Origin of the sequence: Allocoleopsis franciscana PCC 7113 (assembly GCF_000317515.1) — a bacterium.
Taxonomy (GTDB): Bacteria; Cyanobacteriota; Cyanobacteriia; order Cyanobacteriales; family Coleofasciculaceae; genus Allocoleopsis; species Allocoleopsis franciscana.
In genome coordinates, this window is record NC_019738.1 from 2,660,542 (window position 1) to 2,683,991 (window position 23,450).

The following is a 23,450-nucleotide window of genomic DNA, read 5'->3' on the forward strand; positions in this document are numbered from 1 at the left end:
AGATTCTTTAGTTTGGCATTAAAAACATCACCTAATCCCACGCTTTTTAAAACTGGTTTTTTCTGCCCTATGCCTTCCCTTTTCTGCCTTCTGAAAAGTGGTCTCTATGGACTATTTTCAGTCGAGGGTATGGTTTCCAGTTTTGGAGATGGCTGAGTTGGCTGAGTGGGTTGATTTTTCAGCAGCAGCGCCTCTTTTGCTGATTGCCCTTCCCCTTGAGAACCAAAGTACCAAACCGCTGTTGCTGCCTCAGCGCGAGTCACGGTTTTCTTGGGTTGGAACAAGGTTGTGTAACCAAATACTCGACGGATATTGGATTGTTCACCATTTTGAAAATCGGCGACTAAAGCCCGCCATGTCTTCGGGTCAATTTTGGCTACATCTTGAAAGCCCCAAGTTTGCTTAAGGGTGTCCAGCGAGGCTGTGGGCAAGGTTTGACGGGTATCTAAAGGTACCTTCCATACAACCAGCGTTTCCCGCGTTAAGGGGGCATCGGGACGAAATAAGGCGGCTGTACTATCGCCACTCAAAGAACTGGGAATCAAACCCGCCTCTGCCAATGCCTGAATGCTGGAAAAATCGCGATCGCTGCGGGGCACATCCCCAAAGGCGGGTTGAGACGTTTCTGAGGCTAAACGGATTTGCTGTCCTGGACGATTGGCAAAAATCTGGTTATTCGCGGCAACTAACCAACGGGCAAACTCACGACGTGTAATGGGTTTATTGGCTTCAAAGCTAGTGCCGCTAGCATTCGAGTTCTGCTTAGCGGCAGATTTATCTACCTTTAAGACTCCCAACTCAGTCAAATCCTTGACTTGCTGGCGCAAGGCTTGAGGGAGTTTATCCAAGTCTGTGAATCCCTCGGATGGTGTGGATGAAGTCTGTGTCGGCGAATTGGTAACTTCGGGAGTTGTTACAGGCTGCGCCACTTCAGGCTGATTCGGTGATGGGGACACGGAGGTGGCATTCGCACGAGTCCGAATGTACTGAATGTCAAATTCCGTCGTGCTGTCGGTAGACTTGTCCGTCACAGGTGGTGTAGCTGAAGGGGAGGGTTGAGTGTTACCAGAGGGAATTGTTAGGGTTACTTCCAGATCGTTCTGACGTGCAACCAACTTACCCCCGGCTGAATCCTGAGAGGTAATCTGCCATCCGTTTGAGCTCAATACCCGTTGATAAAAGTTCCGAATATTATTAATGGGGTCAGAGGATGACCAACGAGTTAGGTAGCCTTGAGGCATTGACGCTGTGAGCGGCTCAACATTTTGTAACTCAGCATTGGGATAAGGAGGAATCTCGCTGGGAAAATCGTCAGGCAATTGCACCGAAGTTACAGACGGGCGATTACCTACAGCACCACCCAAAGGGCGATCGCTGGGAGATGACCCACCAAAAACAGTGATATTATCCTTCAGCTTCGGGTCGGGTGCCAAGGCATTCTCCAGCGCTTTGCTGCTTGGAGTGCCGCAGGAAGTCAACACACTCAATAAACAAAGGGCGAAACCAGTCAGTAGGACAGGGCGTTGAAAAGACTGCACAGGCATTGGATTACAAAGCGTCTTATTTCTTACGCTAACGCAAATTCCCCAGTGGTTCTTAACCAAACAAGTCTAAAGTGTAAACGTTGAAGGGTAACAAAAAGCCGTCCTGGAGGAACCCAAAGCTCTAGTGAGGAGTTTCTAGCCAGTTTTACGATGAAAAAAAGCCTGAAGGATGAAACAATGAAGCATTTGCAAGGGAGGAATACCAGAAAAACGCTATGCCTCCCACTTCATACTTCATACTGGGTTTATGGCTTCAGAAGAAAAAGAATTAGCGGCGCATTCTAAGTCTCTCGGTTTGGCAGAGGCCACGACAGAGACTATTACAGATGAAAAATCAACGGGGGTGAAAGAACCCCCGAACAGTTGGCAACAATTCCGGGAAAATCTGCAAATTGTTGTAATCGCGTTGGTCTTAGCGCTGTTGATTCGGATGTTTGTGGCAGAACCGCGCTACATTCCTTCCGATTCAATGCTACCAACCTTAGAAATCGGCGATCGCTTGGTTGTGGAAAAAATTTCTTACCATTTCCGTGCACCTGCGATCGGGGAAATTGTGGTCTTCGATCCACCCCAACAACTCCAGATTCAAGGTTACGCCAAAGACCAAGCCTTCATCAAACGGGTAATTGGCACATCGGGTCAAATCATTCAAGTCCAAGACGGCAAGGTTTACCGCAATAACCTTCCCCTCGCAGAAGACTACATCGCTGAACCCCCAGCCTATGACATGCCAGCAGTACAAGTGCCGGAAGGTTATCTATTCGTGATGGGAGATAATCGGAATAACAGCAATGATTCTCACGTTTGGGGCTTTTTGCCTCAAGAGAATGTCATTGGTCATGCTTGCTTCCGCTTTTGGCCGTTCCGTCGAATTGGGGACGTATAAGCAGAATTTAGGAGTTCAGGAGTTCAGACTATTGTCTTCTCCTGATGTTCTTTTTCACTTCTGATTCCTTGGGCGAGACTGTCGAATTGCTCCAGCGCGGCAATCTCGTAGCCAGATGTTCACAGCCTGACCCACAACACCTTTACTGCTCTCCTGTGGCGGTGTCGGGGGGCGTCCTGAAGAAGAACCAATTCGAGAAAACATCGTAGCTACACGCCAGCCCTGTGGGGTTTGAGTTAAAAATAACCAGTGGTAAAGCTGCATGTAAGACGCTTTACCTCCTAGGTACTGCCGCTCTAAGGTGGTAAAAAACACTTGCTGTGGGGGTTCTAAGTCAATGGCTGAAGCGGGAGGGGTGTAAGACCCTGGCCCTAAAGTCAGAGGTTCAAACTCTGGGCGACCGGCTACCAGAACACTGCTGGAGCTTGAAGGCGTTCTGACTGAGCGTCGAGATCGTTGCATCACTCGGTTGGCATAGCTGGGTAAATCCTTGAGCATGAGGGAGGTTAAGGTTTCCACGTCCCTTGGGCATTTTGAGGAGGGAGGGGAGGCTGGGGATTGAGCCGTAAGTAGAGGCGGCGAGGGAGGGAGGGCGAGAGGCTTGACAGGTAGGGCACTGGCTGTGCCTTGTATGCCCAGCCAACCGATCATCATCAGCTTCATATAAGCAAGATTTCTTGCCTCACCTCTTGTGGGCAACCCCATATTCTTCAACCTCAGTTTTTAGACACCAAGTGCGGCTAGTTCCTCACAAATCTTCTCCCAAGCGGCAACAGGTTCAGGCGCTGCGGTAATGGGTCGCCCGATCACAAGGTAATCGGCACCCGCTTTGATGGCATCTGATGGCGTCATAGAGCGTTTTTGGTCATCCGCTTGTGCCCAACTCGGTCGAACTCCTGGACAAACCAGCAAAAAATCATCCCCACAAACCTGGCGTAGTTGAGCCACTTCTTGAGGAGAACAAACAGCGCCGTTCAAACTCGATTCTTGAGCCAAGAGTGCCATTTGCAGGGCGTATTCGGGCAGTTCCACAGGTACTTTTAGGTCAAAGGCTAAATCCCGTGAGGTGAGACTCGTCAGCAGGGTAATGGCGATTAACTTCGGGGACGGGTAACCGGCCTGTTGTGCCCCATCCCTCGCTGCCACATTCACCGCTTCGAGCGCACGGCGACCGGCTGTGGCATGGACGGTGATTAAATCCACACCATACGTTGATACTTGACGAATTGCTCCAGCCATGGTATTGGGAATGTCATGAAATTTGAGGTCAAGAAAGACCCGTTTTTGTTGATTTTTCAAAAAACGAATAATTCCAGGACCCGTGCTGACAAACAGTTCCAGCCCGACTTTCCAGAATGTGACTTGCGGCAACTGTTCGACAAGGGCGATCGCCTCTTGCTCAGTGGGAACATCTAAAGGAACAATAATCTGGTCTTCTACAGGCATCCTGAAGGGTTGAAGGTTGAAGGACGGTGGAATGTTGAAGGCTGAAGGTTGAGAAGATGAATTGAATCACTCCTAACCTGTCAACCTGCAATCCCCTTATGGTACTAGACGGACAAATTTCTTTTTCCCGACTTGTAAAACTTTGCCGTTTAAGCTATCTGGGGAATCAAAGGTGAGGTCAACCGTAGAAATGCGATCGCCTTCTAGTTTTACACCCCCATTTTGAATCTGTCGCCGCGCCTCTCCACTCGATTCACACAGTCCACTGGCGTTCAGGATATAAAACAACTTGGCGGGAAATGTAACCGCAGCCAAAGAAAATTCGGGGATAGCGCCCCCTTGTTTGGCTTCATCCGCCGCTTTCTTACCGTGGTAGTGGGAGACAATAGTCCAGGCGAGAAGTTGTTGGCGATCGCGTGGATTAGTTGGTAGTTCGTCCAATGCTAAATCCGTCAGCAACTCAAAATACGAATCCACCTGATTATCTTTCGTCCCTTCCAACTTCTGATACATCGTCAAGGGTTCATCCCTTAACCCAACGTAGTTGTTCAGCGACTTGGACATCTTCTGCACCCCATCTGTCCCGATTAAAATCGGCGTCAAGAGTCCAAACTGAGGCGTCTGCCCAAAATGCCGTTGCAAATCTCGCCCGACGGCAATATTAAATTTTTGGTCAGTACCCCCCAATTCAACATCTGCCTGTACCGCGACGGAATCATAGCCTTGCATCAGTGGGTAGAGAAATTCATGCAGGTAAATCGGATTTTCTTGCTTATAGCGCTCCGCAAACCCCTCCTTTGCCAGCATTTGCCCCACTGTCATCGTCGCCAACAATTCTAGAATTTTCGCTAAGCCCAGTGGTTCTAGCCACTCCGAGTTATAACGAATTTCTAAACGTCCCGGTGTCTCAAAGTCTAAAATGGGGCGGACTTGATCCAAGTAAGTTTGAGCATTGTACTTAACCTCATCCACGGAAAGCTGACGGCGTACGTCAGATTTACCGGTTGGGTCACCAATTCGTGCGGTAAAATCCCCAATAATCAGGACGGCGGTATGACCTGCATCCTGGAAAGCCCGCAGTTTCCGAACTGGAATACTATGACCGAGATGGATATCGGCTCCGGTTGGGTCAATTCCCAACTTTACCCGTAAGGGACGGTCGGTTTTCCTTAGACGCTGAACTAAATTTTCGTTAGCATCTTGAGAATCAGCTTGATTGGGAAAAATTTCACTGATACCTCGATAGAGCCACGATAGCTCGTTGGGAATGGCGGATTCAAAATTTGACATTCGTCTGGGACATCTTTAAGGATTGAATAGCAAATTTAACGTACTCTACCCTGCAACCTACAGCTATGGAGCCACAGATGAAAGTGAGGAGATTATTAAGAGATTTTCACCCTTAACGGCTGCACTTGCACAGCCTCTACCCAGTCCAAACCGCTAGTGAAGCGTTAGTAGGGGAGCTTTCGTGAGCAGTTTCCAGCGTCAGTTGATTCGGGCTAATCTCTAGATGTTGGTGCAAGATTCACAGAACTAGGATGACAGAGCATTAAAATTTACCGTTTGTTATACATAATGCAAGACACTCAGACTAACCCGTTTTGCCCACAATGCCAAAGAGGCATGATAGCTCAGCTCACCCTTATCCCAAAATGCACCTAGTATGATGAAGTAATGCTTACTTTTAGCCAATGCTTTGGCAGTCGTTACTCTATGACTTCTCTTTTAGAATACACAAGAGCGACAATCAGGATTGGCGTAGCCGAAGTTCCTAAGCAGACTACCACCAACGCTTTTCGCCGTGTACTGTGCCCAATAGCTTGGGGGCAACAGCCGTATCGTCCTCATGTCCCTAGGTCTGATCGCTTACCTACCCATGCTGTGTGGGCGTTGTTAAGACTCGGACTTACACACCCACTGACTATGATTCTCGAAAATTCACCACCCCAAGTCCTCAAACAAATTCTTCGCTTTGCTCACAATGTGAGAATTCCATCTCAATGCATAAGCAGTCCTCAAGAGGGTTTTTTGGGAATTCAGTTTCTCTGTCATCCTGCTATTGCTATAAATTTCTGTAATTATCTATAGAAAGTATTGATATAAAGTTACTTTCCCTTGTGTCTTTAGTCTTTTTTGAGTGAGGAAGTGAAATCGCCGTGTCATCTAGCACTGTTCGACAAAAACAAGATACCAAAAGCGACTCATCATCCGGTTTCCACTTTGTACAGGGAGTTGCTCAGGTCGCAGGTGGAACCATCCTCGGCATCACCATGCTAACGAGTTCAATTGTTGCCGGTGGGCTAGTTGGCTTGGCAACCAGCTTTCGCAATCTTCCAGATGTCAGAGTCCTACGGGGCTACGTGCCATCAGAAACCACTTATATCTATGACGTTAAGGGGAAGGAATTAGCCAGTCTCCACGGTGAAGCGAATCGCGAAGTTGTCAAATTAGACCAAATCAGCCCCGTACTCAAGCGAGCCGTACTCGCGATGGAAGACAGCCACTTTTACATACATCATGGGATTAACCCCAATAGTGTGGGGCGGGCGCTGTTAATCAACTGGGAAAAGAATACGGTGGTTGAAGGTGGCTCAACCCTAACGATGCAGCTAGTGAAAAATTTATTTCTCAAGCCAGAGCGTAAGTTTAGCCGCAAAATTGCTGAGGCGGTGATGGCTATTCGACTAGAGCAAATCTTCACCAAAGACCAGATTTTGGAAATGTACCTCAATCAAATTTATTGGGGTCACAACAATTATGGGATTCAAACCGCTGCCCAAAGCTATTTTTCTAAGACGGCGGATCAACTCAACTTAGCCGAGTCAGCAATGCTAGCTGGATTGATTCAGTCTCCAGAAGAATACAGTCCTTTTGTCAGCCTCAAAACTGCCAAAGAGCGACAAGCTATTGTTTTAAAGCGGATGGAAGACTTGGGATGGATTACACCCACCGAAGCGGAAGCGGCTCGTAAACAAAAGCTGAATATAGGCAAGCTGACTTCCTGGCGGACGAGTAAGCTGCCATTTATCACAGAAGCCGTTGTGGCAGAATTAAACGAGCGGTTTGGTCGCGAGGCTGTCTTGAAAGGTGGGATGCGCGTTCAAACGACGATTGACACGAAATTCCAGGAGATGGCTGAACAAACTGTCGCCAGTTCCCATGCCAATATTCGTTATCGTGGGCTTAATGCGGGTCAAGTTGCTCTCGCCGCCGTCGATCCTCGCACACATTTTGTCAAAGCGCTGGTTGGCGGAGTGAGTTACAAAAAGAGCCAATACAATCGAGCCATCCAAGCCAGACGCCAACCCGGTTCTGCCTTTAAACCCTTTGTTTATTACACAGCCTTTGCCACCGGCAAATATGGCCCTTCGTCCACTGTCATGGATACCCCAGTCAGGTATCGGGATGGTAGCGGCTGGTACTCTCCCCGAAACTATGGTGGGGGTTATTCGGGTGCCATGACTATTCGGACGGCTTTAACCGTATCGGCGAACGTTCCAGCCGTCAAGATCGGGAGAGCGGTTGGACTAGATAAGGTGATTGAAACCTGTCGCACGCTTGGAATTAAAAGTCCAATGGAGCCAGTTACCTCCTTGCCACTGGGAGCTATTGGTTTAACCCCCTTGGAAATGGCAGGAGCTTATGCCACATTTGCCAGTAATGGTTGGTATTCTGACACAACCATTATTGTCCGAGTGACTGATAGCGCTGGTAATGTTTTGTTAGATAACACCCCTAAACCCAGGTTAGTACTTGACCCTTGGGCTACGGCTTCTCTGACAAATGTCTTGCAAGGCGTGATTAATGGTGGTACCGGAAAAGCTGCACAAATCGGACGCCCAGCAGCGGGTAAAACGGGTACGACCTCATCGGAGCGAGATGTTTGGTTTGCAGGATATACACCGCAGCTAGCTGCCGCTGTTTGGATTGGTAATGATAACAACAGACCGATTGGAGGTGGAGCAACAGGTGGTCAATATGCGGCACCCATTTGGCGAAACTTTATGCTAAAAGCGTTAAAGAATGAGCCAGTGCAAAGTTTTCCACCCCCTTCTAAGTTCAATCGTCCTTAAAGAAAGCCTACCGACTCTCTGGTGGGTGAGTGAACTCAAAAGTTAACTAGTTCCGGTAATATAGCCCTAATATGTGCAGAGTTTGTAGTGAGGACTTTAGTCCTCTTGTCAGGGGCACTCAAGTGCCTACTACGAACAAGATTTGGACGATGGGCAATTAATCGAACAAGGTATAACGCATCAAGCCAATCCCATGAGTAGGAGCTAGCACAAAAGCCACCTCCTAGGAAGCACCGAAAGCCTCTCTTGGCAATACGCACAGGCTACAAAAGACAACACTGACGGAAAATCTAGTTGAGCCTCAGGGTTGCTTTTCTAGCTCTGACTTCATTCGTTCCAGAGTCATGTTCATTTGGTCGAACATTTGCTGAGGCGTAATGCCAAACTGACCGAGCTGGGTCTTAAGTTGTTCCACTGTCATCTGAGCCATAAAGTCCTCAGATAACTCAAAGCGCTTCATAAAAATACGGTAGCGCTCCATCAGCGCTTCCATCTGCTCAATAAAAATCTTTTTTCCTTCGTGGTCGAATTTGCCATAGCTGCCCCCCAATTGGATGAGGGATTGATAATCTTCAAACAGCTGTTTAGCTTCTTGTTGGACGATATCTGAGTCAAAAAACCCCATTGCTCTTATCTGTTCACCGACGAGTGGGTTAAAACGCTGCTGCTAGTCACATTTTAGTTCAGTGCTTAGCTCCCGCAAACTTCGGTTTACCGTATTCGTGAGTGAGCGCTTACCTCACCTGTTGGCGGTGGGGGAGTTGGGGAGCTAGAGAGCAAGCTTTTACCTCTGTGTCATTCGCAGTCCACTCACAGGGTCAATATCTTAAATTAAAGATAGAATTGCTGGTCTTTTATGTAATCTCTCCCTCAGCAAGAGTACTTTGATGGCGTGGATGACTTACGACTGGGTAAGAATGTCCTGCGGCAAAGGAGTTAGCACTCCCCATTCTTTAAACCAAGCTATTCCTAGGGGTAAAAGCAAGTATGTTGAGTAAGCCGAAAAATCGTACAGTCGCTGCTGTCTTAGCGTTTAGTGGGGTGATGCCTATTGCCGGATTCCATAAATTTTATCTGGGGCAACCATTTTGGGGCATCGTGTATTTGCTCCTTTGGTGGACACCCATTCCTCATATCGCCAGTGTGATTGAAGGCTTTTGGTATCTGGCACAAGGTGCACAGGAGTTTGACAAGAATTTCAATTTAGGCGTGATAGCGGCTTCTTCGGTAGCTAATCAGACCGTAGCAGTTGACCCAGCGCAGGTGGGTGCGATCGCAGATGCCCTACGAGAACTTGATCGACTGCGCCAAGATGGACTAATGTCCGAATATGAATTTGAGCAAAAACGCCGCCAATTACTCGATCGCATTGCCTAAAACCAATGGCACTTTTTGACTGGATAAGTCCAATAGGACAACCTAATCCGAACTCCAACCTAATTCGATCGCGTCTTCAGAGTAACCCTTACTACCGACTGCAATCAGCTGAAGAAATTGCAGTTGCCGTCGAACTGGGTATCAAAATTGATGCCAATCAAGCGAGTGTGGATGACTGGTTGCGACTGCCAGGAATATCGATTCATCAGGCGCGATCGCTGGTTGAACTGACTCAAATGGGGGTTCAGTTTTGCTGTCTGGAAGACATTGCTGCTGCTTTAGGGATTTCAGTCGGACGAATCAAACCATTGCAACCGATTCTCAGTTTTTGTTACTACGACTCGGATAGCGACTTAACTCCTGTACCGATTAATCCGAATATAGCTTCAATTGAACAGTTAACGAAAATTCCAGGAGTTGATTTGTTTTTGGCAAGAGCGATTGTACAGAATCGCAGTGAAGGGGGTAATTATCGTAATCTTGTCGATTTGCAGCGACGCCTTTCGTTGAATGCTCAGTTAATTTCTGATCTGATGTACTATTTAAGGTTTTGAAGATCGGCACAGTGTAAGGACAAGTTGAATGTTTGAGCTTGAGTTGTGTTTCGTCCGGGTTGTTACATGATTCAGGTCTATTGATGAATAAGATTTCTCACAAAGTGGGTGCGAGCGCTCAGGCTTTGGTTAGCTTACCTGACTGATGCACACTCTTTGAAACCGCGATACCCTCCTATATATGATTTTGCGACAATTAAGTTAAGTATTTTATGGTCGCGAGTAATGGCTTGGAATCTAGGGCAGACTTTACTTTGCAGAATGGTAAGTACACCATTAAGGAGGAGTTAGGGCGGGGACGCTTTGCCATTACCTACTTAGCTCAGGATAAGAACGGTAAGGATCTGGTCATCAAAACATTGGATGAGGATAAGCTACACCAGCAGCTAACTCAAGCGGAGCGCGACAGCCTAAAGACAAAGTTTGTCAATGAGGGACGGAGGATGGAGCGTTGCAAGCACCCTCATGTTGTACCCCTTCTGGACACATTTATGGAGGGGCAACTATTTTGCCTCGCGATGGAATACATTCATGGGGATACTCTAGAGAGCATCGTTCGCGTTCGGAAATTTTTGCCAGAACAGGAAGCGCTGGGCTACATTCGGCAAATTGGAGAGGCGCTGATTGAGGTGCATCGCCAGGGTTTGCTCCATCGGGATGTAAAGCCAGAAAATATCATAGTGCGAGCGGGACAGCAGTTTGTTCAACCCTCTTCACTGCAATCGGGTTTGAGAAATGGCAGTTCTATTCCTCGCCGCCAGAGAAATGAAAAGTTTACTTTGTCTCCTTTAAAGGTAGCAATCGTAGCAGTGACACTGGCAGCATTAGCAGGAGTGGTAGTAGGATGGCAGTATCCATTTTTGTCATCGAGACCCCAAGTTCCTCCTACAGAGCCGAACTTCTCGGTTAATCTGAATTCAGAAGTAGAAGTAGATTACAGTAAACTGCAAAATGTACTGGCACAAGGAAAGTGGAAAGAGGCAGACGATGAAACTGCGGATGTGATACTAAAAGTAGGAGGACGAGAAAAGGAAGGCTGGCTAGATACTGCTTCTATCAAAAAGCTTTCTTGCACTGACCTTCGCACAATTGACAATCTCTGGGTAAAACACAGTGAGAGTCGCTTCGGCCTTAGCGTGCAGCAACGTATATGGGAAAGAGTGGGGGGAACTCCTGATGATTATAGAGCTTACGAACGCTTTGGTGATCGCGTTAAATGGCGTGTGAATTCTAAATGGTTAGGTCAAAATAACTCGACATTCACAACCAAAGCCCCTGAGGGACACCTTCCCGCTAAAACTTTATATAACGGAGGGTATATGAGAAAAGAGTTACCTGGCTTTTTCTCTCGCGTCGAGACTTGTAAAGTGTAACATCTAAGGCTTTCAGATTTCTGCAAAGATTTCCTAAAGAGACGATTTCCACGAACCCATTCCCGTTCTAGCTTTCCGATACCGGGCACCGCGACATCTTCATAACCCTGGAAACACCAAATTTAGATCCAGCAATAAGTCGGAAAAACCAGGAATTGTCACTATTTCATTCCGTAAAGCAATCTGTCTGATACGGTAACCGAAATTCCCTTGACTATCTTGATAAGGCTGAGTATAACGTTCTACTTGATTAGCCACCAAATTCATAATCCAGTAATTCTGAATCTGAGCTTCTGCATACAACGATAGCTTTACAGTCTGGTCATACACTAAAGTTGAATCTGATACTTCAATTAGCAATAAAACATCCTTGGGATAGGGATGATTCAATAAATAATCATCAGGCTGTCCTCGTACAATTACAACATCCGGTTCTGGCTCACTATTAGTAGGCAATATGATGGGTTCTTGTCCACGAATAACAGCGAGATTTTCTACTAACCGATCCAACTCTCGCGCTAATTTGGTATTGCAAACTGAATGCAGCGTACCCTTAGCTGCCATTTGTACTAATTCTCCCCGAATCAACTCCACCCGATCATCTTCAGTTAAAAAACCTAATTCAATCAGGCGATGATATTCAGCTAATGTAAAGCGCTTAGTTGTAACTTGGGTCATGCTGACTCAACAGAACCTCTATTTAATTTATTTAATTAACATCCTCCGGGAATTGCCGTTCTCGCACCTCACGACTAAATTCCTCCACGGCCTGTGTAATCACCTGCCGCAAGTTCACATAAGGCTTGGCAAACGGTGGCATTCTATCTGACAGTCCGAGTACATCAGAGGTAACGAGTACCTGTCCATCGCAATGTGGCCCCGCACCAATTCCAATCGTGGGAATCGGAATCTTTCCCGTAATTCGCATTGACAAATCATCGGGAATATGCTCTAAGACGATCGCAAACGCCCCCGCCTCATAAAGTGCGATCGCTTCTTGCAAAATTCGCTCCCCCTCATCCGCTGTTTTCCCCTGCTGCCGATAGCCCAACTGATGCACCGATTGAGGTGTCAACCCTACATGTCCCATCACCGGAATACCCACGGCTGTTAACTGAGCAACAGTTTGAGCCATCTTAGGATATCCGCCTTCCAACTTCACCGCCTGTGCCCCAGTTTCCTTCAACACGCGACCGGCTGAATGAATCGCTTGCTGAGGACTTTCTTGATAACTCAAAAACGGTAAGTCACACACCACTAACGCCCGTTTCACACCCCGTCGCACGGCTTTAGTATGATGCAGCATTTCCTCCAACGTTACAGGCAGGGTCGTTGGGTAACCCAACGTGACCATAGCCAAGGAATCCCCAACTAAGAGAATATCGACGCCAGCCGCATCCAACAACTGGGAAATCGCATAGTCCCAAGCCGTGAGTACCACAATCGGACGCCCCTGTTGCTTCCATTGAATGAGTTGCTGGGTTGTAACTGCCATTTGATTCTATTGCTGTGGTTGTGATGAAGCGAGTTAATTAGTCCAGTTAAAAACTTTCTCTAGGATTTTCACGAGTGAAAGCCAAATGAGGTCTAACTTGACCGGTTGTCTGACTCACCCAGGCTAATCCTTCGGTTGTTCCCACCCATAACTTGTTACCTGTATCGGGAGACAGGGATAGGACACGGCTGGAAGGAAGGTCAGGGACTTCACCGAGAACAGCGCCACTATCCGGTTTGAGTTTCAACAAGCCGTTATCTGTCCCTACCCAAACACTCCCATCTTGAGCAAAGCGCACAGAGGTAACGTTACGTCCTCGCAGTGGGGTAACGGAGCGCAGGACTTCGCGAGTTTCTGGGTCTATGACGAGTAAACTATTGGGAGTTCCAGCCCAGAGTTTACCATCTGGTGATAGAGCAAGGGTTTGTACCGTGGTTCCAGGTAGGCTGGGAATGCGACCGATGACTAAAGCACTGGCAGTATCAACACGCACTAGTCCTTCTAGGGTTCCCACCCAAAGCTGGCCTTCTTGATCTAAAGTAAGAGCGTTAGCGCTGACACCGGGAAGTTTTTGCAAGGTCGTCATCAATAATCCTTGGTCAGGACTGATTAGGGTAAGACCGCGATCGCTTCCGACCCAAAGATAGCCCCGGCGATCAATCAACAACGACAACACGCGGTTAGAAGGCAAGGTAAAATTCTGTGCTGTTACTTCATTACTGCGGGGGTCTACGCGCAACAATCCTTCATAACTGCCCACCCAAATTCGTCCTACTTTATCTTGGGCTAAAGCGCCGATGGTGTAATTGGGAAGGGCAATGCGAGCCAACACTCGTCCGCTATTAGGATTAATTCTAGCTAACCCTGTCCAACCTCCCACCCAAAGGTCGCCGGTAAAGTCAGGTTGTAATGCACTGACGCGGAAATCAGTTGGCAGAGGTGCGCTGTCTTGGCGTAGGCGTTCCGGGGGCAATGGCCCACTTAATGGTGGCGGTGGGTCGCCGGTGTAGACGGGTGTTTGGCTGCCTGAGTCAGTGTAAGTTGGGGGAAAGTCTAACTCAGTATTTGTCTGCACCAACGTTTGAGCGATCGCTCTGGGGTGGGCTAAGCTCAACCCTAGTAAGGTCACACTCATCAAAAAACGGATATGGGCTGTTAAAAACGCCATCGCGGTTCTCTCTGCCTTCCTGAATAAGCTTGCTGTTGTGCAAGTATCCCTATATTTACAAGTATCCCTAATATTTAATCGCTTCTTGATGGTTGATGGGGAGAAGGCCAAGCCTGGTGTTTTTCTTTATCTCTAAACGGGGTATTAATTCAGTTTTTTAACAAAACTTTACAACATGTGATGGTTCTTCTCATATATAAAAAAAGTTTATGAAAACCTACAGAAGATTTGAATTATAACTTATTGAATTCTTGGTATAGTTACAAAACAATTAAGAAATTCAGCGCTACCTATCCAGTTAAGCCTTGTTTACAAAAAGATGCTCTTTAGTGGTCACTTTTGTGGTCAAATAGCATTGGGTTAGGTACTCCCAGGCAACAGCCAAAAGAAGGGAAAGTTGGGTGTGGTGTTGCACCCTGATCAGGGCTTATTAGGCAAGCCTTATTGAAAGATTTTTGTTCCAAAAATTCAGGGCAGAATCTACAACCGTTGTAAATGCATATACCTGTTGCAACATTCAGTCGCTCCTAAGGAAGGAAAACATGTCCTACTCTAAAACCAGCACTCAGTCCAAAGCTGGGTACGACGCCGGGGTAAAAGATTATAAATTAACTTATTACACTCCGGATTACACCCCTAAAGATACTGATGTCCTGGCGGCGTTTCGCGTAACTCCACAGCCTGGAGTTCCTCCAGAAGAAGCGGGTGCTGCTGTGGCTGCTGAATCTTCCACTGGTACCTGGACGACTGTGTGGACAGACTTGCTGACTGACCTTGATCGCTATAAGGGTCGTTGTTACGATATCGAACCGGTTCCCGGCGAAGATAATCAGTTTATTGCGTTCATCGCCTATCCTTTGGATCTGTTTGAAGAAGGTTCTGTCACCAACTTGCTTACCTCTTTGGTAGGTAACGTGTTTGGTTTCAAAGCCCTGCGTGCACTGCGTTTGGAAGACCTGCGGATTCCCATCGCTTACATGAAGACGTTCCAAGGCCCACCTCACGGGATTACCGTTGAGCGTGACAAGCTGAACAAGTACGGTCGTCCTCTGTTGGGTTGTACGATTAAGCCCAAGCTGGGTCTGTCTGCGAAGAACTACGGTCGTGCGGTTTATGAGTGTCTGCGCGGTGGTCTAGACTTCACCAAAGACGACGAAAACATCAACTCCCAGCCCTTCATGCGCTGGCGCGATCGCTTCCTGTTCGTTCAAGAAGCTATTGAGAAAGCACAGGCTGAAACCGGTGAAATCAAAGGTCACTACCTCAACGTCACCGCCCCCACCTGTGAAGAAATGATGGAGCGTGCTGAGTTCGCTAAAGAAATCAAGACGCCAATCATCATGCACGACTACCTCACGGGTGGTTTCACCGCTAACACCTCTCTGGCTAAGTGGTGCCGCCGCAACGGTGTACTGCTACACATTCACCGTGCGATGCACGCTGTAATCGACCGTCAGAAGAACCACGGTATCCACTTCCGCGTACTCGCCAAGTGTCTGCGGATGTCTGGTGGTGACCACCTGCACTCCGGTACGGTTGTGGGTAAGCTTGAAGGTGAAAAAGGTATCACCATGGGCTTCGTTGACCTGATGCGCGAAGACCATATTGAACAAGACCGCGCACGGGGTATTTACTTCACTCAAGACTGGGCTTCCATGCCCGGAGTGATGCCCGTCGCTTCTGGTGGTATCCACGTTTGGCACATGCCTGCGTTGGTGGAAATCTTTGGTGATGATTCCTGCCTCCAGTTCGGTGGTGGTACTTTGGGTCACCCATGGGGTAATGCTCCTGGCGCTACCGCTAACCGTGTGGCTTTAGAAGCTTGTATCCAAGCTCGTAACGAAGGTCGCAACCTGTTCCGTGAAGGCGGCGATGTGATTCGTGAAGCTTGCAAGTGGAGTCCTGAGTTGGCAGCGGCTTGCGAACTGTGGAAGGAAATCAAGTTCGAGTTTGAAGCGATGGACACCGTCTGATCAAGCGTGAAGTGTACAGTGTGAAGTATGAACTGTCATACTTCATACTTCATACTTAATACTTCATACTTCAAAAGGCTGGGGTCAGAAGATGGATTTAAAGCGAGTTGCCAAAGACGCTGCTAAGACGTTGAGCAGCTATATGACCTATCAAGCACTGCGGGTCGTCATGGAGCAATTAAGTGAAACTGACCCACCTCAGTCACTTTGGCTGCATGGCTTCTCCTCTAAGATTAGTGTCCAAGATGGAGAAGCTTTCATCCGGGCATTACTTCAGGAAAAGCAAGATCTGGCGTTTCGGATCATGACCGTGCGGCAGCACTTGGCGGAGGAAGTGGCAGACTACTTACCAGAAATGGTGCGTGCTGCCATCCAGCAGTCAAATATGGAACATCGGCGTCAGCATCTAGAGCGGATTACGCAACTCACCGTTTCTGAACCCCCGTCCAGTTCCGAACAGCCAACGGACTCGGAAAGTTAATTGAGGTGACCAAAATTGGCGTAGTTGTCTGGTCACCTGTTGCACACTCCTAATTCAAAAAACACACCTAACCCATGCAAACTTTACCGAAAGAGCGTCGTTTTGAAACCCTTTCCTACTTGCCCCCGCTGACTGATTCTCAAATTGTCAAGCAAGTTCAATACATTTTGGATCAAGGGTATATCCCCGCTGTAGAATTCAGCGACAATTCAGAACCAGAGCATCACTACTGGACATTGTGGAAGTTACCCCTTTTCAAAGCTCGCAGCACTCAAGAAGTGATGGCTGAAGTGGATGCTTGCCGTTCTGACTATCGCGACTCTTACATCCGTGTGGTGGGTTTTGATAATGTGAAGCAGTGCCAAGTGCTGAGCTTCATCATTCACAAGCCCAATACCAATGCTCGTGGTCGCTTCTAAGAGACTTCTAGCTAGAGTAGTCTGAGGTAAAAATAAGAGGAGAGGTGGTGTAGAGCTACCTCTTCTTTTTTTAGAGCTTTTGACACTCTCGCCTGAGTCTAAAAATATAGCAGTTGCCATAGAGGTTAGGGCAGCTTTAAGGGCTGAAACGACCACATACCAAGAATAAACATAAGAGGCTTTTGCCTTCTGCCTTCTGCCTTTTGCTATATAAGAAGGAGATTGAGACACGGCTTCTATAAACGCTTTCCTTAACCCCTATGGTGACGCAACAAGCTAACGCTCTTTTTCATCGCAAAACCCTCAACAAAGCACTGCGGGCGTTTACGTTTCCACCCGACTTGGCAGTACGTCACCAGAAAATTCAACCGTGGATTGCCACCCTCAAAACGGGCACTCTGAATCAAGTTAAAGAAGTGTCCCTGCATGGAGATTTTCTTAAGGATACATTTCAAGAAATCTTGGGTTATCGGTCAGTGATTCAGGGTGGGGGGAAGTCTTGGGAACTTCACGCCGAGCAAGCGATATCTGATGGTGGAGGTTCTGCTGATGGCGCTTTGGGCTTTTTTACGGCTGTTGAGGGTAAGAAGGGTAAAGTTAAGCTCCAGGGACGGGTAGTTGCTCCGATTGAACTCAAAGGAGCTAAGGATGATTTGGATAGACCTGCACCAGGACGTAAAGAATCAGCCGTTGAGCAAGGCTGGCGTTATGCCAACTACACCCCCGATTGTCGCTGGGTGATTGTTTCTAATTATCGAGAACTGCGACTGTATCAAACCAGTAAGACTCCAGCCTACTACGAGCGGTTTTTGCTGACAGAATTGGCAGACATCGAAGCGTTTAAGCGGTTCTACTTTCTGTTGTGCCGTGACAACTTTCTCCCCAAAACACCGCAAGAGCTTTCAGCCACTGACCAATTATTAGCAGCGTCAAATGAGGCTCAAGAGGAGATTACCAAGCAACTTTATTCCGAGTATAAAGATGTCCGTCTTAGCTTGGTTAAGCATTTTCGCTTCACTGGTTCAAAAGATATTCCCGATCGAGATCGAACTTTAATTGAAAAAGCTCAAAAAACCTTAGACCGATTGTTATTCGTTGCCTTCTGTGAGGATAGAGGTTTACTCCCACCTAAAACCATTGCTCAGGCTCACGACTACAAAGACCCTTACAATCCTAGACCGATTTGGGATAACTATAAAGCCGTATTTCGTTGGGTGGATAAGGGAAATGATAACCCGCCAATTCCTGGATATAATGGGGGTATTTTTCAAATTGACCCACTTTTAGATGAACAGTTAACTGTTCCCGACCCGATATGTTCTCAGCTTAAGCAGTTAACGCGATTTGATTTTGATACAGAGGTTTCTGTCGATATTCTGGGTCGCATCTTTGAGCAATCCGTTACCGATTTGGAAGAGTTGAAGGCAGAAGCTACAGGTCAGGACTATAACAAGAAAAAGGGAAAACGGAAAACTCAAGGGGTGTTTTATACCCCAGCGTTTATTACTCAGTACATTGTCGAGGTAGCGCTGGGTGGGTATCTCAAACAGCGAGAACAGGAAATCCGCGATCGCCCCTTGGGCGGTGCCAAAGGCAATCGCTTCCAATTAGAGCAGATTCCTAAAAAGAATACCAAGCAGCGACGGGAAACGGAAATTAAGCTTTGGGAAACATACCGAGATGAGGTACTTAGGAAAACACGAGTGATTGACCCCGCTTGCGGTTCAGGAGCGTTTTTAATCGCAGCCTTTGATTATTTGATGCGAGAATATGAACGGGTGAATCAGGCTATAGCTGCACTGGAACTTCAGGGAGATAGCAGTGCTGAATTCGTGGGTCAGCGAAGTTTGTTTGATTTAAACAAAACCATTCTCAACAGCAATTTGTATGGTGTTGATTTATCGCCTGAGTCGGTAGAAATTACCAAGCTTTCCTTATGGCTAAAAACGGCTGAAGCGGGTCAAACTTTAACTTACTTGGATGACAATATTAAGGTGGGCAACTCAATTGTGGATGACCCATCTATGGCAGAGAGCGCCTTTAACTGGTCAACTGAGTTTGCAGATGTCTTTGTTACGGGTGGGTTTGATGTGGTGATTGGGAATCCACCTTATGTAAGGCAGGAATTGTTATCAGACATCAAACCTTATCTTAAGGCTCATTATGAATCTTATGACAGTGTTGCTGACCTGTACATTTACTTCTATGAAAAAGGAATAAAGATTCTCAAAACAGGTGGGGTACTTTCTTATATTGTGACGAATAAGTGGTTAAGGGCTGGCTATGGTGAACCGCTACGTCAGTTCTTTTCCCAAAACACTGTGTTTGAGCAAATTATTGATTTTGGACACACCCCAATTTTTGAGGATGCTGATACATTTCCCTGTATTGTTGCAGTGCAGAAGCCAGTTAAGCCTGTAGCATCTGAGACACAGGAAGTAGTCAAGCCAAAACCTCAGTCACCCGTGTTAATTTGTCCAGTTCCAAGAGAAAAATTATCTGATATCAATCTAATTCAATATGTTCAACAAGAAGGCTATAGCATTCCTTGGTCACGTTTTACGGATGAGGCTTGGAGTCTGGAACCGCCTGCTGTTGATGAGTTGATGCAGAAGATTAGGAATGTGGGAGTACCGCTCAAGGATTTTGCTGGAGTGAAGCCTTGTTATGGAATAAAAACAGGATTAAACGAAGCGTTTTTAATTGACAATAAAACTCGAAATTATCTAATTCAAGCCGATCCCAAAGCAACTCAAGTTATTAAACCTTATCTCCGAGGTCAGGATATTAAGCGTTGGGTTCCTGATTGGGGTGGTTTGTGGATTATACTGCTGAAATCTAGTAGTAATTATGAATGGTCTTGGAGCCAAGCTGAAACTATAGATACAGCAGAAGAAGTGTTTAAAAATACCTTTCCCTCCCTACATCAACACCTGAAGCCTTTTGAGGAGAAACTGCGTCAGCGTTCTGACCAAGGAAAATATTGGTGGGAACTTCGTTCGTGTGCCTACTACTCAGTTTTTGAACAGCCTAAGATTATCACTCAAGATTTGGCGACTTACTCCTGGTTTTGCTTTGATGATTCTGGATTCTATCCAGTTAATACTTGTTACATCTGGTCAACATCAGACCTTTATGTGCTTGGATGGCTTTGCTCTCCGATAACGTGGTGGATTTGTCATCGGACTTTGCAGCATGGAATTAATGACACACTGCGTATGTTCAGAGAACAGGTAGAAGTTTTACCCATTGCCCCACCCACAGATGAAATCCGCGCCGAAATAGAATTCATAGTTAGTCGCTTAATTGAAATCACAAAAGCCAACCAAGAAGCTGATAGAGAGGTACTAGACTGGTTACTGGTTGAACAGGGAATTGAGAAACCAGGACAGAAACTTAATGACTTTGCCAGCCTTGATGCTGATGCTTTTGTGCAGGAAGTTAAGAAGCGAAAACCAAAATCATCCGGTGGAATGATGCCTGCTGTACTTAAAAGTGTTCGTCAAGTTTACAGCGATTATGCCCCAGAAATTCAAGCCCGTAAAACTGAAGCTTTGACTTTAGAACATCGTCTTTCTGATTTGGTGAATCAAGCTTATGGACTAACACCCGAAGAAATTGACTTAATGTGGAAGACAGCACCCCCACGAATGCCGATCAGGAGGTAATATAGCGATTCTCAGTTGTGTGCTGTACAGTTTTAACCTCTCTCCAAACCTCTCTCCTACAAGGAGAGAGGCTTTGAAATTAGCACCCCTCAAACCGTCTCACGGCTCTATTTTGTTATAGAATCTTAACAATAAGCATTTCAAGGATTGCTTTTCCTGGCACTACCAAACTCAGCCGCAGAAAATAGACCGATGAGCTACTACATTTCTCCCCGCTTTTTAAACAAACTTTCCGTTCACATCACCAAAAATTATCTCGACCTCCCAGGAGTGCGCGTTCCTTTAATTCTCGGCATTCATGGACGCAAGGGAGAGGGAAAATCCTTTCAATGCGAGTTAGTCTTTGAGCGAATGGGAGTTGAAGCCGTCCACATGTCGGCGGGTGAATTAGAAAGCCCGGATGCTGGTGATCCAGCACGTTTAATCCGCCTGCGCTATCGAGAAGCGGCTGAACTCATCCGGGTACGCGGCAAAATGGCTGTCCTGATGATCAACGACTTAGATGCAGGTGCAGGGCGCTTCGATCAAGGGACTCAATATACAGTCAATACCCAGTTGGTAAACGGCACATTAATGAATATTGCCGATAATCCTACTGATGTGCAACTTCCTGGAAGTTACGATTCAACGCCACTTCATAGGGTGCCAATTCTGGTTACAGGAAATGACTTTTCTACTCTATATGCGCCCTTAATCCGAGATGGTCGGATGGAGAAGTTTTACTGGGAACCCGATCGCGAAGACAGAATTGGTATTGTTAGTGGTATCTTTTCGGAAGATGGGCTACCTCGTCAGCAGATTGAACAACTTGTTGATACCTTTCCAGGTCAACCTATTGACTTTTTTAGTGCGTTGCGATCGCGTATTTACGATGAACAAATCCTGCAATTCATCCAAAAAATTGGGTTTGAGCGCATTTCCTCCCGAATCGTGAATAGTGCTGAAGAAGCACCAAAATTTCCCAAACCAAATTTTAATCTGTCTCGCTTAATTGAATTTGGGAACCTCTTGAGGGGTGAACAGAAGCAGGTAGAAAACATGGGGCTGGTAAGGGAATATAATCAAGCTCTATCTTCACAGCAGAAAAATCAACAATCTCAAGATATATCTCGTCCAGATAATCGGCAACTGGAAAACTCACAAACAGATACTAGAAATGAGTTAGTCAATCAGCCAATCAGCGCCAACGGTTCCAACGGATTAAACAGTTCCAGAACACCCAGCAAACCCGTACCGAATGGGCCATTAGATTTAGAAACTCAGGAGCAAATTCGTGAGCTTTTGGCTCAAGGATATCGCCTAAGTATCGAACATGGCAATGAGCGTCGAGTCCGTAGTAATGCATGGCAAAGTGGTATCTCATTCCAGGGAGATGAAGCATCGCAAATAATCATTGACTTGGCAGAACTCCTAGCTGAGCATAACGGCGAGTATGTACGATTAATTGGCTTCGATCCTAAAGCCAAACGACGAGTTTTGGAAAAGATTGTTCAGCGACCAAACTGATAGATACTTTTCCAGTAGGGGCACGATATTATCGTGCCTTATCGGTATTAGACCTGTAAACCTATAAAGAACCCCTCCCCATCCCTCCCCGAAACGGAGAGGGAGTAAGATTTATTCTGCCTCTCATCTCGGTTTTCCTACAAGGGAAGGGTGCTAATTTCAACGCCTCTTTCAGCTAAAAAAATTATCCGCTTCCCTCTCCTCTTACAAAAGGGTTAGGGAGAGGTTTGGAGAGAGGTTTTCCACCTCCCATGAAAAGTAAAATTAGACAGGAATTTCGCTTTGCCTATCTATCGCTACCGTTGACGGAGCATCAAAAACAACTTCAAATTCGGCAGCCGGCATAAATCGATTCAGGAGTCGTTTATGATTTTCTGCTTCACTGCGAAGGTAGAAACGTGCAACGACATAGCGCTGAGCGTTGGGTAGCAGTCGGACAATCACCCAAGGATAATGCTCTTGAAGCCAGAAGCGATCGCTCGAATTAGAGGTAGAATCAACTGATAGCTCTATTGTCTTGCTCGGTTGTATGATACGACCGCCTCCTCTGTAAGTGTCAACAATTGAGCGAATGTGAGACAAAAGCTGTTCACGCTCTGGTGTGGCATCATGAGGAAGCAAGCTCCACTCACTCATCGGTGCTGCTAGCCAAGTCAGATTGTAAGAAATCGTGCCTTTGCACAGGTGCCATGAAAGACGGCGAGTTTGCTTACGGCATTGGTAACCCTCAGCTCTGAGAGCCATGACAATTTTGTCGCCTTCCAACTTGAGGCGAATCCATTCGGAATGTTTCATACTACAATTAGTCCTACTTTGATTAGGTAGGAAAGGCGATCGCATGGCTTGTGCAATTGACAGGCGATCGCCTAACCCTCGGAAAACTTATCAAACAGTACACGCAGGTAATTTTTGTTTGGGTATCACCTCCTTTGCTCAACAATGGAGATAGGTTAAGCTGTTTCAGCGCCAATGCGTCTTACACTGTCTTCAATTTCAATGAGACAGTATGCATAGACATGGCAGGGAGACGGAAAGTAATCCGACTTCCCTTTGAAGTTTCCTTTGTTGTTTGGTGGTCGGCAATTCGACGATTCGTCGAATCAACTGGGTATAATGGTAGAGGAAAAAAAATTAAATTTCAACCCCGATGTGCCAACTTTGAAGCAAGTCCGGGAACGGCTGGGGATGACACAAGAGGAGTTCGGACAGGCGTTAGGAATATCCGGCAACACAATTAGCCGCTATGAACGGGGAGTACATCAACGCATTAAATTTACGATCGCTCAGATGAAGCGATTGCAAGAGCTTCTGGAGAAAGCTGGACTGTCGATTAAAGATTTACCGGATGATGTCGAGTAAAGGCGATCGCCGTCTAATATGTGGAGAGTTTGTAATAAGGACTTTAGTCCTCTTATGAGAGGCGATCAAGCGCCCACTACGAACAGATGCGATCGCGTTTCAGTCAATTTGTGCTGAGAGATGGG

At 46.7% G+C, this 23,450-nt stretch carries 20 protein-coding genes; 11 read left to right on the forward strand and 9 right to left on the reverse strand.

Annotation, left to right across the window (positions count from 1 at the left end; translation table 11 throughout):
• Nucleotides 1-104: 104 nt before the first annotated feature.
• Nucleotides 105-1,544, reverse strand: coding sequence for an S-layer homology domain-containing protein (locus tag MIC7113_RS11240; RefSeq protein WP_015182277.1), 1,440 nt, complete (start codon nucleotides 1,542-1,544; stop codon nucleotides 105-107).
• A gap of 247 nt (nucleotides 1,545-1,791) precedes the next feature.
• Here MIC7113_RS11240 and lepB point away from each other — a divergent pair, with 247 nt between their 5' ends.
• Nucleotides 1,792-2,430 (forward strand): signal peptidase I, encoded by a 639-nt coding sequence (gene lepB / locus MIC7113_RS11245; protein ID WP_015182278.1) that lies wholly within the window; start codon nucleotides 1,792-1,794, stop codon nucleotides 2,428-2,430.
• Between the two features lie 54 nt (nucleotides 2,431-2,484).
• On the opposite strand, the gene MIC7113_RS11250 is transcribed toward lepB, so the two are convergent.
• The 3 genes from MIC7113_RS11250 to tyrS form a co-directional block, all read right to left on the reverse strand.
• Nucleotides 2,485-3,135, reverse strand: a complete 651-nt coding sequence (locus MIC7113_RS11250; RefSeq protein ID WP_015182279.1) for a hypothetical protein — start codon at nucleotides 3,133-3,135, stop codon at nucleotides 2,485-2,487.
• Between the two features lie 18 nt (nucleotides 3,136-3,153).
• On the reverse strand, nucleotides 3,154-3,876 hold the full coding sequence (gene pyrF, locus MIC7113_RS11255) for an orotidine-5'-phosphate decarboxylase (RefSeq protein ID WP_015182280.1): 723 nt from the start codon (nucleotides 3,874-3,876) through the stop codon (nucleotides 3,154-3,156).
• A 96-nt stretch (nucleotides 3,877-3,972) separates the two neighbouring features.
• Entirely contained in the window at nucleotides 3,973-5,166 is a 1,194-nt protein-coding gene (tyrS, locus tag MIC7113_RS11260) for a tyrosine--tRNA ligase (protein ID WP_015182281.1), read from the reverse strand.
• 869 nt (nucleotides 5,167-6,035) lie between these two features.
• Here tyrS and MIC7113_RS11265 point away from each other — a divergent pair.
• Nucleotides 6,036-7,952 carry a transglycosylase domain-containing protein gene (locus MIC7113_RS11265; protein ID WP_015182283.1) on the forward strand — a complete coding sequence of 639 codons (1,917 nt, stop codon included), beginning with the start codon at nucleotides 6,036-6,038 and terminating at the stop codon, nucleotides 7,950-7,952.
• A gap of 301 nt (nucleotides 7,953-8,253) precedes the next feature.
• On the opposite strand, the gene MIC7113_RS11270 is transcribed toward MIC7113_RS11265, so the two are convergent.
• On the reverse strand, nucleotides 8,254-8,577 hold the full coding sequence (locus MIC7113_RS11270) for a DUF1825 family protein (RefSeq protein WP_015182284.1): 324 nt from the start codon (nucleotides 8,575-8,577) through the stop codon (nucleotides 8,254-8,256).
• 362 nt (nucleotides 8,578-8,939) lie between these two features.
• Between MIC7113_RS11270 and MIC7113_RS11275 the strand changes: the two genes are divergently transcribed.
• From MIC7113_RS11275 to MIC7113_RS33240, 3 genes are all read left to right on the forward strand, one after another.
• Nucleotides 8,940-9,329: an NINE protein gene (locus MIC7113_RS11275; protein WP_015182285.1), complete on the forward strand. Its 390-nt coding sequence runs from the start codon at nucleotides 8,940-8,942 to the stop codon at nucleotides 9,327-9,329.
• Nucleotides 9,330-9,334: 5 nt separating this feature from the next.
• Nucleotides 9,335-9,883 (forward strand): helix-hairpin-helix domain-containing protein, encoded by a 549-nt coding sequence (locus MIC7113_RS11280; protein WP_015182286.1) that lies wholly within the window; start codon nucleotides 9,335-9,337, stop codon nucleotides 9,881-9,883.
• A gap of 212 nt (nucleotides 9,884-10,095) precedes the next feature.
• Nucleotides 10,096-11,256: a serine/threonine-protein kinase gene (locus tag MIC7113_RS33240; RefSeq protein ID WP_015182287.1), complete on the forward strand. Its 1,161-nt coding sequence runs from the start codon at nucleotides 10,096-10,098 to the stop codon at nucleotides 11,254-11,256.
• A 99-nt stretch (nucleotides 11,257-11,355) separates the two neighbouring features.
• Here the strand turns inward: MIC7113_RS33240 and MIC7113_RS11295 are convergent, their stop codons facing one another.
• Genes MIC7113_RS11295 through MIC7113_RS11305 form a run of 3 tightly spaced genes read right to left on the reverse strand, consistent with a single transcriptional unit; the run spans nucleotide 11,356 to nucleotide 13,919 of the window.
• Nucleotides 11,356-11,934 (reverse strand): Uma2 family endonuclease, encoded by a 579-nt coding sequence (locus MIC7113_RS11295; RefSeq protein ID WP_015182288.1) that lies wholly within the window; start codon nucleotides 11,932-11,934, stop codon nucleotides 11,356-11,358.
• Between the two features lie 31 nt (nucleotides 11,935-11,965).
• Nucleotides 11,966-12,751 carry a 3-methyl-2-oxobutanoate hydroxymethyltransferase gene (panB, locus tag MIC7113_RS11300; RefSeq protein ID WP_015182289.1) on the reverse strand — a complete coding sequence of 262 codons (786 nt, stop codon included), beginning with the start codon at nucleotides 12,749-12,751 and terminating at the stop codon, nucleotides 11,966-11,968.
• Between the two features lie 46 nt (nucleotides 12,752-12,797).
• The gene (locus MIC7113_RS11305; protein ID WP_015182290.1) at nucleotides 12,798-13,919 is read right to left on the reverse strand and encodes a ligand-binding sensor domain-containing protein; all 1,122 of its coding nucleotides are present in this window, start codon (nucleotides 13,917-13,919) and stop codon (nucleotides 12,798-12,800) included.
• A 542-nt stretch (nucleotides 13,920-14,461) separates the two neighbouring features.
• Between MIC7113_RS11305 and MIC7113_RS11310 the strand changes: the two genes are divergently transcribed.
• From MIC7113_RS11310 to MIC7113_RS11330, 5 genes are all read left to right on the forward strand, one after another.
• A complete protein-coding gene (locus MIC7113_RS11310; protein ID WP_015182291.1) occupies nucleotides 14,462-15,892 on the forward strand; it encodes a form I ribulose bisphosphate carboxylase large subunit in 1,431 nt (476 codons plus the stop codon).
• A 91-nt stretch (nucleotides 15,893-15,983) separates the two neighbouring features.
• The gene (gene rcbX, locus MIC7113_RS11315; RefSeq protein WP_015182292.1) at nucleotides 15,984-16,373 is read left to right on the forward strand and encodes a RuBisCO chaperone RbcX; all 390 of its coding nucleotides are present in this window, start codon (nucleotides 15,984-15,986) and stop codon (nucleotides 16,371-16,373) included.
• Between the two features lie 74 nt (nucleotides 16,374-16,447).
• Entirely contained in the window at nucleotides 16,448-16,792 is a 345-nt protein-coding gene (locus MIC7113_RS11320) for a ribulose bisphosphate carboxylase small subunit (protein ID WP_015182293.1), read from the forward strand.
• A gap of 260 nt (nucleotides 16,793-17,052) precedes the next feature.
• Nucleotides 17,053-20,460, forward strand: coding sequence for an Eco57I restriction-modification methylase domain-containing protein (locus tag MIC7113_RS11325; RefSeq protein WP_015182294.1), 3,408 nt, complete (start codon nucleotides 17,053-17,055; stop codon nucleotides 20,458-20,460).
• Between the two features lie 192 nt (nucleotides 20,461-20,652).
• Nucleotides 20,653-21,966, forward strand: a complete 1,314-nt coding sequence (locus MIC7113_RS11330) for a ribulose bisphosphate carboxylase small subunit (protein ID WP_015182295.1) — start codon at nucleotides 20,653-20,655, stop codon at nucleotides 21,964-21,966.
• Between the two features lie 264 nt (nucleotides 21,967-22,230).
• On the opposite strand, the gene MIC7113_RS11335 is transcribed toward MIC7113_RS11330, so the two are convergent.
• Nucleotides 22,231-22,761, reverse strand: a complete 531-nt coding sequence (locus MIC7113_RS11335) for a hypothetical protein (protein WP_015182296.1) — start codon at nucleotides 22,759-22,761, stop codon at nucleotides 22,231-22,233.
• Nucleotides 22,762-23,016: 255 nt separating this feature from the next.
• Between MIC7113_RS11335 and MIC7113_RS11340 the strand changes: the two genes are divergently transcribed.
• Entirely contained in the window at nucleotides 23,017-23,325 is a 309-nt protein-coding gene (locus MIC7113_RS11340; protein WP_015182297.1) for a helix-turn-helix domain-containing protein, read from the forward strand.
• Nucleotides 23,326-23,450: the final 125 nt, after the last annotated feature.

What these genes read in the sequence shown, in the direction of transcription:
- MIC7113_RS11320 (WP_015182293.1), top strand. Translation starts at nt 16,448, where the DNA reads ATGCAAACTTTACCGAAAGAGCGTCGTTTTGAAACCCTTTCCTACTTG.
- MIC7113_RS11305 (WP_015182290.1), bottom strand. Translation starts at nt 13,919, where the DNA reads ATGGCGTTTTTAACAGCCCATATCCGTTTTTTGATGAGTGTGACCTTA.
- MIC7113_RS11240 (WP_015182277.1), bottom strand. Translation starts at nt 1,544, where the DNA reads ATGCCTGTGCAGTCTTTTCAACGCCCTGTCCTACTGACTGGTTTCGCC.
- lepB (WP_015182278.1), top strand. Translation starts at nt 1,792, where the DNA reads ATGGCTTCAGAAGAAAAAGAATTAGCGGCGCATTCTAAGTCTCTCGGT.
- MIC7113_RS11330 (WP_015182295.1), top strand. Translation starts at nt 20,653, where the DNA reads ATGAGCTACTACATTTCTCCCCGCTTTTTAAACAAACTTTCCGTTCAC.
- tyrS (WP_015182281.1), bottom strand. Translation starts at nt 5,166, where the DNA reads ATGTCAAATTTTGAATCCGCCATTCCCAACGAGCTATCGTGGCTCTAT.
- rcbX (WP_015182292.1), top strand. Translation starts at nt 15,984, where the DNA reads ATGGATTTAAAGCGAGTTGCCAAAGACGCTGCTAAGACGTTGAGCAGC.
- MIC7113_RS11275 (WP_015182285.1), top strand. Translation starts at nt 8,940, where the DNA reads ATGTTGAGTAAGCCGAAAAATCGTACAGTCGCTGCTGTCTTAGCGTTT.
- MIC7113_RS33240 (WP_015182287.1), top strand. Translation starts at nt 10,096, where the DNA reads ATGGTCGCGAGTAATGGCTTGGAATCTAGGGCAGACTTTACTTTGCAG.
- MIC7113_RS11325 (WP_015182294.1), top strand. Translation starts at nt 17,053, where the DNA reads ATGGTGACGCAACAAGCTAACGCTCTTTTTCATCGCAAAACCCTCAAC.
- MIC7113_RS11270 (WP_015182284.1), bottom strand. Translation starts at nt 8,577, where the DNA reads ATGGGGTTTTTTGACTCAGATATCGTCCAACAAGAAGCTAAACAGCTG.
- panB (WP_015182289.1), bottom strand. Translation starts at nt 12,751, where the DNA reads ATGGCAGTTACAACCCAGCAACTCATTCAATGGAAGCAACAGGGGCGT.
- MIC7113_RS11310 (WP_015182291.1), top strand. Translation starts at nt 14,462, where the DNA reads ATGTCCTACTCTAAAACCAGCACTCAGTCCAAAGCTGGGTACGACGCC.
- MIC7113_RS11295 (WP_015182288.1), bottom strand. Translation starts at nt 11,934, where the DNA reads ATGACCCAAGTTACAACTAAGCGCTTTACATTAGCTGAATATCATCGC.
- MIC7113_RS11250 (WP_015182279.1), bottom strand. Translation starts at nt 3,135, where the DNA reads ATGGGGTTGCCCACAAGAGGTGAGGCAAGAAATCTTGCTTATATGAAG.
- MIC7113_RS11335 (WP_015182296.1), bottom strand. Translation starts at nt 22,761, where the DNA reads ATGAAACATTCCGAATGGATTCGCCTCAAGTTGGAAGGCGACAAAATT.
- MIC7113_RS11280 (WP_015182286.1), top strand. Translation starts at nt 9,335, where the DNA reads ATGGCACTTTTTGACTGGATAAGTCCAATAGGACAACCTAATCCGAAC.
- pyrF (WP_015182280.1), bottom strand. Translation starts at nt 3,876, where the DNA reads ATGCCTGTAGAAGACCAGATTATTGTTCCTTTAGATGTTCCCACTGAG.